The sequence below is a fragment of the Bradyrhizobium sp. BR 10261 genome, from assembly GCF_019455395.1.
GTDB lineage: Bacteria > Pseudomonadota > Alphaproteobacteria > Rhizobiales > Xanthobacteraceae > Bradyrhizobium > Bradyrhizobium manausense.
In genome coordinates this window covers 228101-239936 of the sequence record NZ_JACOFQ010000003.1, presented here as the reverse complement: position 1 = coordinate 239936, position 11836 = coordinate 228101, and the positions used below count along the sequence as shown (strand labels likewise).

General features: G+C 64.7%; 10 protein-coding genes. 5 read left to right on the top strand and 5 right to left on the bottom strand.

The genetic code is table 11. The features are described 5' to 3' along the window. Positions 1-169: 169 nt before the first annotated feature. The 4 genes from HYH07_RS04980 to HYH07_RS04965 all read left to right on the top strand — a co-directional run bounded on the left by HYH07_RS04980 (position 170) and on the right by HYH07_RS04965 (position 3076). Positions 170-589 (top strand): HIT family protein, encoded by a 420-nt coding sequence (locus tag HYH07_RS04980; protein ID WP_057748378.1) that lies wholly within the window; start codon positions 170-172, stop codon positions 587-589. A gap of 10 nt (positions 590-599) precedes the next feature. Further along, positions 600-1538, top strand: a complete 939-nt coding sequence (gene nudC / locus HYH07_RS04975; RefSeq protein WP_220001411.1) for an NAD(+) diphosphatase — start codon at positions 600-602, stop codon at positions 1536-1538. Positions 1539-1546: 8 nt separating this feature from the next. After that, positions 1547-2467, top strand: coding sequence for a sugar kinase (locus HYH07_RS04970; protein ID WP_220001410.1), 921 nt, complete (start codon positions 1547-1549; stop codon positions 2465-2467). A 99-nt stretch (positions 2468-2566) separates the two neighbouring features. Next, on the top strand, positions 2567-3076 hold the full coding sequence (locus tag HYH07_RS04965; protein WP_057748368.1) for an Lrp/AsnC family transcriptional regulator: 510 nt from the start codon (positions 2567-2569) through the stop codon (positions 3074-3076). A gap of 153 nt (positions 3077-3229) precedes the next feature. Here the strand turns inward: HYH07_RS04965 and HYH07_RS04960 are convergent, their stop codons facing one another. The 4 genes from HYH07_RS04960 to HYH07_RS04945 form a co-directional block, all read right to left on the bottom strand. Next, positions 3230-4729: a phosphomannomutase/phosphoglucomutase gene (locus tag HYH07_RS04960; RefSeq protein ID WP_220001409.1), complete on the bottom strand. Its 1500-nt coding sequence runs from the start codon at positions 4727-4729 to the stop codon at positions 3230-3232. Between the two features lie 180 nt (positions 4730-4909). Next, a complete protein-coding gene (locus tag HYH07_RS04955) occupies positions 4910-5422 on the bottom strand; it encodes a TIGR02281 family clan AA aspartic protease (RefSeq protein ID WP_228749239.1) in 513 nt (170 codons plus the stop codon). A 118-nt stretch (positions 5423-5540) separates the two neighbouring features. Further along, complete coding sequence (hrpB, locus tag HYH07_RS04950; protein WP_220001408.1) at positions 5541-8015, bottom strand: ATP-dependent helicase HrpB; 2475 nt, start codon at positions 8013-8015, stop codon at positions 5541-5543. Positions 8016-8133: 118 nt separating this feature from the next. Continuing rightward, a complete protein-coding gene (locus HYH07_RS04945; RefSeq protein WP_220001407.1) occupies positions 8134-9450 on the bottom strand; it encodes a UDP-glucose/GDP-mannose dehydrogenase family protein in 1317 nt (438 codons plus the stop codon). Between the two features lie 192 nt (positions 9451-9642). Between HYH07_RS04945 and HYH07_RS04940 the strand changes: the two genes are divergently transcribed. After that, positions 9643-10710: an acyltransferase family protein gene (locus tag HYH07_RS04940; protein WP_220001406.1), complete on the top strand. Its 1068-nt coding sequence runs from the start codon at positions 9643-9645 to the stop codon at positions 10708-10710. Positions 10711-10817: 107 nt separating this feature from the next. Here HYH07_RS04940 and HYH07_RS04935 read toward each other — a convergent pair whose 3' ends face one another. Next, positions 10818-11789 carry a quinone oxidoreductase gene (locus HYH07_RS04935; RefSeq protein ID WP_220001405.1) on the bottom strand — a complete coding sequence of 324 codons (972 nt, stop codon included), beginning with the start codon at positions 11787-11789 and terminating at the stop codon, positions 10818-10820. Between the last annotated feature and the right edge of the window lie 47 nt (positions 11790-11836).

Here is an 11836-nt window from a genome sequence, read left to right as displayed (position 1 = left end):
TGGTCGCCGCGACTCTTCGCAAAACGGCTCCCTGGGGTAATGGTCGGATCTGCGCTTCGCTTGTCCAGGACGACGATCGCGTATGCGGTTGCCATCCTTTCCCTTACTGACCTCCTATCGTATGGTCTGGCCCAACACGCCCGACCCATCGGGCCATCCGGAAACCTTCATGCCCGAACCCGCCTGGTCCCTGCACTCCCGCCTGAAAGAGGACACCATCGACATCGGCGATCTGCCGCTGTCGAAGGTGCTGGTCATCAAGGACGCCAACTATCCCTGGCTGCTGCTGGTGCCGCGGCGGCCTGATGCGGTCGAGATCATCGATCTCGACGAGGTGCAGCAGGCACAGCTGATGACCGAGATCTCCCGCGTCTCGCGCGCGCTGAAGGAGATCACCAGATGCGACAAGCTCAATGTCGCGGCGCTCGGCAATCTCGTGCCGCAGCTTCATATTCACATCATCGCGCGCCGCACCGGTGACGCCGCCTGGCCGCGGCCAGTCTGGGGCGTGATGAAGCCCTTGGCGCATGACGCGGCCGAGGTACAGAATTTCATCAGCGCGCTTCGCAAGAAAATCTGGTTGGGTTGAAAGAAAAAGAATGTCAGCATTCGACTCGTTTCCCTTGGGGCAACCCGCTTTCGTCACCAACGTCCTCGACCGCGCCGCGCATTTGCGCCGCGATGACGAAAAGCTGTTTGCACTGGAACAGAAACCGTCGTCGCGCGCCTATGTCGTTTACCGCGACTCGCTGCTGGTGAAGCGCGAGGGCGACAAGGTGCGTGCGCTGCTCTCGATCGACGAGGCGCTGAAATGCGGCGCCAATCCCGGCACGATCTTTCTGGGCTTGCGCGACGGCGCGGCGATCTTCGGCATGGGCCTGGCGCAAGCCGCAGCCGAGAAGCTGATCGGCCGTGACGACTACACCGTCACCGAGCTGCGCGGCATGGCGATGCAGGGCGCGATCCCGCCCGACGAGCTGTCGGCGATCGCGATGGCGAAGTCGATGGTCAGCTGGCATCAGCGCCACGGCTATTGCGCCAATTGCGGCGCCCGCAGCGCGATGAAGGAAGGCGGCTGGAAGCGCGACTGCCCGGCGTGCAAGGCCGAGCATTTTCCGCGCACCGATCCTGTCGTGATCATGCTGGTGGCATCGGGCGAAAAGTGCCTGCTCGGCCGCCAGAAGCAGTTTCCGCCCGGCATGTTTTCGTGCCTCGCCGGCTTCGTCGAGGCCGCCGAAACCATCGAGGATGCGGTGCGCCGTGAAATCCTCGAAGAGTCAGGCATTCGCTGCACCGACGTGCAGTATTACATGTCGCAGCCCTGGCCCTATCCGTCGTCGCTGATGATTGGCTGCAGCGCGCGGGCGCTGAACGAGGACATCGTCGTCGATCATTCCGAGCTGGAGGACGCACGCTGGTTCACGCGCGATGAGGCGGCGCTGATGCTGAAACGGACGCATCCGAACGGGTTAGCCGGGCCGCATCCGTTTGCGATCGCACATCATCTGCTCGGCCGCTGGGTGCACGACAGGAGCTGAGGCTGCCGATGGCGCACTCTGCGATCGCGCCGCGCATCCTGTGCATCGGCATTCCCGTGCGCGACCTCACCTTCCGGGTGGAGGCCGTGGCGGAGCGCGGCAGCAAGGCGAACGCGACGCATCTTGCCGAGATATGCGGCGGCAACGCGCTCAACGCCGCGATCGCGATGGCACGACTTGGCGGCCGCGTCGCGTTTGCAGGTCCCATGGGCGACGCGCAGGAGACGTCGAGCGGCTTCATTCTCGAACGGATGGCTGCCGAGGGGATTGATGTCGGGCGCATCGTGCGCGTTCCTGATACGGCCACGCCCGTCTCGGCGATCATCATCGACGCATCAGGCGAAAGAACGCTGACGATCTACCGCGATCCGGCGCTGTGGAGCGTGAAGCTATCTGACGCCGACGAATTGCTCGCGGGTTGCCAAGCGGTTCTCGTCGAGAGCCGCTGCGGCGCCTTCTGCATTGATCTCTGCACCGAGGCGCGCCGGTGCGGCATCCCCGTCATTGTCGGCGTCGATCGCGCGATGGCGCTGACCGACGATCTGCTCACAGCCGCTTCGCATTTGCTGTTCGCCAGCGAGCAGGTGCAGGAAACCGCTGGCGGTACTGAGGACGGCGAGGCGCTGAGGCAGCTCGCCAAGCTCACGCCCGCTTTCCTCGCCGCCACCCGCGGCCCGCACGGCACGATCTGGCTGAACGAGGCAGGCCGGCTGGAGGAAACACCCGCCTTCCCGGTCGAGGCGGTGGATACGCTTGGCGCTGGCGACGTCTTCCACGGCGCCTTCACCCTCCGGCTCGCTGAGGGCGGAGGCCTGCGCGAGGCGCTGCGATTCGCCGCGGCCGCTGCGGCGCTGAAATGCACCCGCCATGGTGGCGGCCTGGTCGCACCGCAACGTGTTGAAGTTGAAGAGCTTTTGCGCAGCTTCTGAGACGCTGAGCCAGCCCGCCGCCGAGATTATGGGCTTGCTATAGAATGATTTTCTCTATATCAGGGAAATCAGCCCCTGAAATGGAACAAAGTTCTTCAAATGACCGACCTCGCTGTCCAAATCCCCGAGACCAGCCGCCGCCTCGACGCCATTGACCGCAAGATCCTGATGGTCCTCCAGGAGGATGCCTCCCTGTCCGTTGCCGAAATCGGCGACCGGGTCGGACTGTCCTCGACCCCCTGCTGGAAGCGCATCCAGCGCCTCGAGGCCGACGGCGTGATCCTGAAGCGGGTGGCGCTGGTCGATCAGAACAAGATCGGGCTCGGCATCTCCGTGTTCGTGTCGGTGGAGAGCTCCGATCATTCCGATGCCTGGCTGAAGAAGTTTGCCGAGGCGGTCAGCGCCATGCCCGAAGTGATGGAATTCTACCGCATGGCCGGCGACGTCGATTACATGCTGCGCGTCGTGGTCGCGGACATGCAGGCCTATGACATCTTCTACAAGAAGCTGATCAGCGCCGTGCCGCTGAAGAACGTCACCTCGCGCTTTGCGATGGAGAAGATCAAGTCGGTGACGGCGCTGCCGATCCCGGCGGTGGTGGCGGCGTAGGGCTCACCACACGAAAACTGTCATCGCCCGGCTTGACCGGGCGATCCGGTACGCCGTGACGCCAGTGATAGAACCGTGAGGCCGCGGCGTACTGGATCACCCGCTTTCGCGGGTGATGACAGCAGCGAATGCGGCAAGCGCTACGGTCCGATCTCAAATCTTCTGATTGTACTCTCCCACCTCCGGATGGGTCCGCAGCACGCTGTTCACCATCTCGAACATGTCGTGCATGCGCTGCTCGGAGACCGGGCTCTCGACCACGACCACGAGCTCGGGCTTGTTGGAGGAGGCGCGGACCAGGCCCCAGCTGCCGTCCTCGACGGTGACGCGCACGCCGTTGACGGTGACGAGATCACGGATCGCCTGGCCGCCGATCTTGGCGCCCTTGGCCTGCAAGCCCTCGAAGTGCTTCACCACGGCGTCGATGACGCCGTACTTCACCTCGTCGGCGCAATGCGGCGACATGGTCGGCGACGACCAGGTCTTTGGCAGCGCGTCCTTGAGGTCAGCCATCGACTTGCCGGGGGCGCGGTCGAGCATGTCGCAGATCGCGATCGCCGAGACGAGGCCGTCGTCATAGCCGCGCCCATACGGCTTGTTGAAGAAGAAATGGCCTGATTTCTCGAAGCCGGCGAGCGCACCGGTCTCGTTGGTGCGTCGCTTCATGTAGGAATGGCCGGTCTTCCAATAGGCAGTCCTGGCGCCCTGCTTCTGCAGGACGGGATCGGTGATGAAGAGACCGGTCGACTTCACGTCGACGATGAACTGCGCCTCCTTGTGGATCGCCGACATGTCGCGCGCCAGCATCACGCCGACCTTGTCGGCAAAGATCTCCTCGCCGGTGTTGTCGACGACGCCGCAGCGGTCGCCGTCGCCGTCGAAGCCAAGGCCGACATCGGCCTTGTGATGCAGCACCGCGTCGCGGATCGCGTGCAGCATCTCCATGTCCTCAGGGTTCGGATTGTATTTCGGGAAGGTGTGGTCGAGCTCGGTGTCGAGCGGGATCACCTCGCAGCCGATCGCCTCCAGCACCTGCGGCGCGAAGGCGCCAGCCGTGCCGTTGCCGCAGGCCGCGACGACCTTGAGCTTGCGCGTCAGCTTCGGACGGTTGGTGAGATCGGCGATATAGCGTGCCGGATAGTTCTCGTGGAACTGGTAGGAGCCACCCGCCTTGTTCTTGAACTCGGCATTGAGCACGATCTCTTTCAGCCGCGTCATCTCGTCGGGGCCGAAGGTCAGCGGACGGTTGGCGCCCATCTTCACGCCGGTCCAGCCATTGTCGTTGTGCGAGGCCGTGACCATGGCGACGGCGGGCACGTCGAGATCGAATTGCGCGAAATAGGCCATCGGCGTCACCGCAAGACCGATATCGTGCACCTTGCAGCCCGCCGCCATCAGGCCGGAGATCAGCGCATATTTGATCGAGGCCGAATAGCCGCGGAAATCATGGCCGGTGACGATCTCCTGCTTGACGCCAAGCTCGGCGATCAGCGCGCCGAGCCCCATGCCGAGCGCCTGCACGCCCATCAGGTTGATTTCCTTCTGGAACAACCAGCGCGCGTCGTATTCGCGGAAACCCGTGGGCTTCACCATCGGCTCGGATTCGAAGGCGTAGGTGTTGGGCAACAAGACGGATTTCGGCTTGGGGAACATTGAGACGGTCTCGTGAAAATGACAGGAATTGTTGCAGCCTTAGCGAATGCCAGGGCGCGGCGGAAGGCGGGAATGAAGGCTTATGGCCGATAATTGCGGCAGTTTGGTAACGGGAAAACGTTACCGGCCGCAGACGCGCTCAAGGCATTTTCGAAATCATAAGGCTGAAATGCGGTCGCTTTACTGCTCCAGCACCATCTGGCCGTTGGCGTATTCAAAGCGCTTCAGGCGGGACAGGAAGGAGAGGCCGAGCAGGTTCTCGGACAGCGCAGCGTCCGGCAGCACCATGGCATCGACATCGCGCACGACGAGGTCGCCGACCTCAAGCATCGCGATCCGGGTGCGCGCGGCCTTGACGGTGCCGTTCGCAGTGGTGACCGCGGCGTTGTACTCGTTGCGCGAGGGACGCAGGCCGAAGCGGGCGGCCGAGGTCTCGTTCAGCGCCACGACGGAAGCTCCGGTGTCGACCATGAAACCGATGCGCTGGCCCTCGATGCGGCCCTCGGCCTGGAAATGACCGCGGACGTCCCGGGGGATGTTGAGGCTGCGGCTGCCGGCCGGCGCGGTGGTTGTAACTACGACCGTCGGATGCGGCGCCGACGTGGCGGAGGCGGAACTCATCCTGTCCGCCATCTGCGCCATGAATGTACCGAGACCGATCATCACGGCCGCGAAGATCATAATGTTACGCATCACACCACTTCCGAGCCGAACGCTCGATTTCACCACGCGGCGCGCCCGTCTGCGAGCGACGCCGCGGCAGGGCCCGGGTCATTTTGACGAAAAGGATGAGCGAACGGTTAATGCGGACTCACGTCCCGCGCGGCTTCGCCCGCCGGGTCGGCAGCGCAGTCGCCGGATCGTCCGGCCAGGGATGGCGCGGATAGCGGCCGCGCAGGTCGGAGCGCACCGCGGCGTAGCTGCCGCGCCAGAAGCCGGGGAGATCGCGCGTCACCTGCACCGGACGCTGCGCCGGCGACAGCAGCTCCAGCACCAGCGGCACCTTGCCGGCGGCGATCGACGGATGGGTGTTGAGGCCGAACAATTCCTGCAGCCGCACGGCGATGGTCGGCCCTTGTTCGGCCTCGTAATCGATCGCCAGCACGCTACCCGTCGGCGCCTCGAAATGTGTCGGCGCCTCGCGGTCGAGCCGCGCGCGCATCTCCCAGGGCAAGAGCGCCATCAGCGCATCGGAGAGATCACCCGCGGAGACGTCCTTCAGCGCGATCTTGCCGTAGAGCGCGGGCACCAGCCAATCGTCGCGCCGCGCGATCAGCCCATCGTCCGACAGGTCGGGCCAATTGTCGCCCTCGGCCTTGCGCAGGAACATCACACGGTCGCGCCATTGCTTTGCGGCCTTGGACCAGGGCAGCCGGTCGAGACCTATGGCGAGCAGACCATCGGCAAAAATGCGCGCAGTGTCTTCCGAGGGCGACACCGCAAGCGTGGCCTCGGACAGCGTGATCGCGTGCAGCACGCGCTTGCGCCGCGCGCGCAGCGCCATCGCGCCGCGGTCGAAGGAGATTTCGTCGGTGGTGTCGATATGTTCGGCAAAATGTCGCTCGATATCTTCTTCAGCAATTTGCGCTGCCAGCAGAATGCGACCGCTTGCGGCCGTGCCGGTCATTTCACCGATCGCGATGTAGGGCGCGCGGGCCAGCGACGAGGTCTGCTCCACTGCGGCGCCGCGACCGTTGGCGAGTACAAAACTGCCATTGCCGCGGTTGCGCGCGACACGGTCCGGGAAGGCATAAGCGAGCATCAGGCCGGTCGAGAGATCCTCCTGCGGTCCCGGCTTCTCCGACGCTGCCACTTGCGAGGCCCAGCGCCGCGCCAGATCGCGCGCGCTCGCCGCTCGCGGCGAACGGTCGCGGCGAAACTGGTCGCGCCGGTGCTCCAGATCGGCGCTGTCGCCGCCGAGCCCGCGTTCGGTGAGGATCGCCGCGATCTCGGCCGCTTCCTCGCCGCACCCTGCGCGATGCGAATCCACGATCATGCGCGCCAGCCGCGGCGGCAACGCCAATGCGCGCAGGCTCTTGCCCTCGGCGGTGATGCGGCCGTCGCGATCGAGCGCGTTGAGCTCGGTGAGGAGGCTTTTGGCTTCCTTCCATGCCGGCTGTGGCGGCGGGTCGAGGAACGACAGCGCAGCCGGATCGGCGACGCCCCATTGCGCGAGATCAAGCACCAGCGAGGAGAGATCGGCGCTGAGGATTTCCGGCTGCGTGTAGGGCGCCAGCGAGGCCGTCTGCGGCTCGTCCCAGAGCCGGTAGCAGACGCCAGGCTCGGTGCGGCCGGCGCGGCCGCGGCGCTGGTCCACCGCCGCACGCGAGGCGCGCACCGTCTCGAGCCGCGTCAGGCCGATATCGGGCTCATAGCGCGGCACCCGGGCAAGCCCGGAATCGACAACGATGCGCACGCCTTCGATGGTGAGCGAGGTCTCCGCGATCGAGGTCGCGAGCACCACTTTTCGCGTGCCCTTCGGCGCCGGTGCGATGGCGCGATCCTGCACGGCGGCATCAAGCGCGCCGAACAGCGGCACGATCTCGATACTGGCGTCCTGCACGCGTTCGGCCAGGAAATTCTGGGTGCGACGGATTTCGGCGGCACCCGGCAGGAAGGCGAGCACCGAGCCGCTGTCGGCGCGCAGTGCCGATGCGATGGCATCCGCCATCTGCCGCTCGATCGGCGCATCCACCTTGCGGCCGAGATAACGGGTCTCGACCGGAAAGGCGCGGCCCTCGCTCTCGACGACCGGCGCTTCTCCGAGCAGCCTTGCGACACGCGCGCCATCAAGCGTCGCCGACATCACCAGGATGCGTAAGTCTTCGCGCAGGCCGAGCTGCGCATCGCGCGCCAGCGCAAGGCCCAGATCGGCATCGAGCGAGCGCTCGTGGAATTCGTCAAACAGGATGGCGGCCACATCGGAAAGCTCGGGATCGTCGAGGATCTGCCGGGTAAAGATGCCTTCGGTCACGACCTCGATGCGGGTTGTACGCGAGATCTTCGAGCCGAAGCGGACGCGATAGCCCACGGTCTCGCCAGCGCGCTCGCCGAGCGACTTGGCCATGCGGTCGGCGCTGGCCCGTGCCGCGATGCGGCGCGGCTCCAGCACGATGATCTTCTTGCCTTTGGCCCAGGGCGCATCGAGCAGCGCCAGCGGCACCCGCGTGGTCTTGCCGGCGCCGGGGGGCGCCACCAGCACGGCGGCGTTGTGCTGATCCAGCGTGCGCGAGAGGTCCTCGAGCACGGCATCGATCGGGAGGGGCGTGTCGAAGTTGCGGGGCAAGGCCTATCCACTGGTCATGCCCGGGCTCGTCCCGGGCATCCACGTCTTGGACTAGAAAACAGACGTGGATGGCCGGGACAAGCCCGGCCATGACGGTTTCAGTCTATTACGACTTATCTCAGCCCTGCACGGGCGGGCGTCCGACGCTCTCATAGACAAAGCCGGCCGTAGCCATGTCCTCGGCGCGGAAGATATTGCGGAGGTCGACGACGACGGGCTGGGCCATGGCCGCCTTCAGCCGATCGAGATCGAGGCCGCGGAACTGGGTCCATTCGGTGACGACGACAACCGCATCGGCACCTTGCGCGCAGGAATAGGCATCTTCGCAATAGGTGATGCTGGGCAGCTCGCTCTTCGCCTGCTCCATGCCGACAGGGTCGAACGCCTTCACCTTCGCCCCCATGTCGAGCAGACCGGTGACGAGCGGGATCGACGGCGCATCGCGCATGTCGTCGGTATCGGGCTTGAAGGTCAGGCCGAGCACCGCAATGGTCTTGCCGCGCAAGGAGCCGCCGAGCGCCTGGCTCACCTTGCGTGCCATCGCGCGCTTGCGGTTCTCGTTGACCGCGAGCACGGATTCGACGATGCGCAAGTTGACGTCGTAGTCCTGCGCGATCTTGATCAGCGCTTTGGTGTCCTTCGGAAAGCAGGAACCGCCGAAGCCGGGACCGGCATGCAGGAATTTGGTGCCGATGCGGTTGTCGAGGCCGATGCCGCGGGCGACCTCCTGCACATTGGCGCCGACTTTCTCGGAAAGATCCGCGATCTCGTTGATGAAGGTGATCTTGGTCGCGAGGAAGGCGTTGGCGGCGTATTTGATCATCTCGGCGGTGCGGCGCGCGGTGAACATCAGCGGCGCCTGGTTCAATGACAGCGGGCGATAGATGTCGCCCATCACCTTGCGGCCGCGCTCGTCGGAGGTGCCGACCACGACGCGGTCAGGGAATTTGAAGTCACGGATCGCGGCGCCCTCGCGCAGGAACTCCGGATTGGATGCGACCACGACATCCGCTGACGGATTGGTCTCGCGGATGATGCGCTCGACCTCGTCGCCGGTGCCGACAGGCACGGTCGACTTCGTCACCACCACGGTGAAGCCGGAGAGCGACTGCGCGATCTCCTTCGCCGCGGCGTAGACATAGGACAGATCGGCGTGGCCGTCACCACGGCGCGACGGCGTGCCGACCGCGATGAACACGGCGTCGGCATCCGCAACCGGCTTGGACAGATCGGTGGTGAACTCGAGCCGCTTGGCCTTGACGTTGTTGGCCACCAGCTCGTCCAGGCCCGGCTCATAGATCGGGATCTCGCCGCGATGGAGCGCTGCTATCTTCTTCTCGTCCTTGTCGACGCAGGTGACGTCGTGACCGAAATCCGCAAAGCAGGCTCCAGACACCAGTCCGACATAGCCCGTTCCGATCATCGCGATGCGCATGAAAATCCCTGCCTGGCTTGGTTAACGAAACCCCTGATACGGGACGGTTTAGCATTTTCCCGGCAGAAGAAAACCATCCGGCGCGAAATCAGGCATGCGAATTGTACAGGTAAAGAAATCCTAAGCCACAAGGCGGCAAACTGCCCCACGCCCGCACAGAGCCGGTCGGAATACGCCTCGAAAAGGGACACCATGGCATTACCAGGCACTATCGCCGCGACCGGGGGACCGAAAGCCCCGGACGCCGCGCGTGTCGACTGGGTCGATTACGCCAAGGGCATCTGCATCATCATGGTCGTGATGATGCATTCGGTGCTGGGGGTCGAGCTCGCCGCCGGCGAACCCGGGTTCATGCATCCGCTCGTGGCCTTCGCAAAGCCGTTCCGGATGCCGGACTTCTTCCTGATTTCGGGCCTGTTCCTGCCGCTGGTGATCGATCGGGACTGGCGAACCTATCTCGACCGCAAGGTGGTGCATTTCGCCTATTTTTATGTCGTCTGGGTGACAATCCAGTTCGGCTTCAAGGCGCCTGCGTTCGCGGCCGAAACCGGCTGGCGCGACGTTGGCCTGCTGTATCTGGAATCTTTCATCGAGCCCTTCGGCACGCTCTGGTTCATCTATCTGCTGCCGGTGTTCTTCATCGTCACGAAACTGACACGCAAATGGCCGCCGCTCGCGATCTGGCTGATCGCGGCCGCGCTGGAGACGGCCCGCATCACGACAGGCTGGACCGCGATCGACGAATTCTGCGCGCGCTTCGTCTACTTCTATTCCGGCTATCTGTTCGCGCCTTATGTGTTCGCACTGGCGGACCGCGCACGAAGCCGCCCCGCGCTTGCACTCGCGGCGCTCACGACCTGGGCGCTGGTCAATGCCGGCCTCGTCGCATCGGGCACCAGCGAGTGGAAGATCGTCTCGCTCCTGCTGGGCTTTGCCGGCGCGGGGGCGATCATCACATCGGGCACGCTGCTGGCGCGCGCTGGATGGTGCAATTTCCTGCGCTTCTGCGGCGAGCATTCGATCGTGATCTATCTCGCCTTCTTCCTGCCGATGGCGGCAACGCGAACGCTGCTGCTGCACACCTCAGTCATTTCCGATATCGGCGCGATGTCGCTGATCGTGACCATCGCCGGCGTGCTCGGCTCGCTCGCGATCTGGCAGGCCGCCTTGCTGCTCCACGCCGACTTCCTGTTCGAACGGCCCGACGCGTTCTGGATCGCGCCGAAGCAGGCCGGGCCGGTCTTGCAAGCGGCGGAATAGACCGCTGTAAAGCGCGATGAGACCAAGATGAATCGTCATCGCGCTTTAGATTATTGTTTGAGCATGATCTTTTCGGAAAACCGCTTCGCACTTTTCCGGATCATGCTTTAGGGACGCAGATACAAAGCGCCCGTCGTCCGCCCCGCTTCGAGGTCGGCCTGAGCCCGCGCCGCGTCCCGCAGGCTGTAGGCTGTGCCGCTGACCTGCAGCACGCCGTCGGTCATTGCGGCGAGCACCCGCGCGGCAGAACGGTGATAGGCATCGGCATCGCTCATGTGGGCCATGACGCTCGGCCGCGCCAGCATCAGGCTGCGCCGCGGCCCGAGATCGTGAACGTCGATTGATGGGATCGGCCCGGCCGACTGGCCAATGCTTGCCACGACGCCGAACGGCCGCACGCAGCCCAGCGTCTTCTGCAACGTCGTCCCGCCGACGCCGTCATAGGCGACATCGACCCCGCGCCCGGCGGTGACATCGGCGACGGCTGCGGCAAAATCGGCATCCCGCCCAATGATCACATGCGACGCACCGGCAGCACGGGCGATCTCGGTCTTATCAGATGATCCGACGGTCCCGATCACGGTCGCCCCTGTTACGCTGGCCCAGCGCGTCAGGAGCTGTCCGAGCCCTCCTGCCGCGCTATGGACGAGAATTGTCGTGCCAGGGCCAACCGGGAAAACACGATTGAGCAGCATGTCGGCCGTGATGCCCTTGACGAACACTGCCGCGACGGCCTCGTCCGGAATGCCGGCGGGAAGCTTGACGCAGCGCCAGGCTGGCAAATTGCGCTCGGACGCATAGGCGCCGACGGGAGTGCCCGCATAGGCGATGCGGTCGCCGATTTCGAGGCCGCTCACCTCCGGACCCAGCGCCGCAATAACGCCCACCGCCTCGACGCCGGGAATGCGCTCGGGTGGAAGCGCGTAAAGACCCATGCGCTGATAAATATCGATGGTATTCACGCCGATCGCGCTCTGCTGCAACCGGATTTCGCCGCGGCCTGGCGGCGGCAAATCAGCGCTCGCCAGCTCGAGCTGGTCTGCGCCGCCGGGGCTCTTCAATCTCACGATCACGGCCATATCGGGTCCTCCTGTCGATGACGGAGGACTATGGAACAACGTGAAGA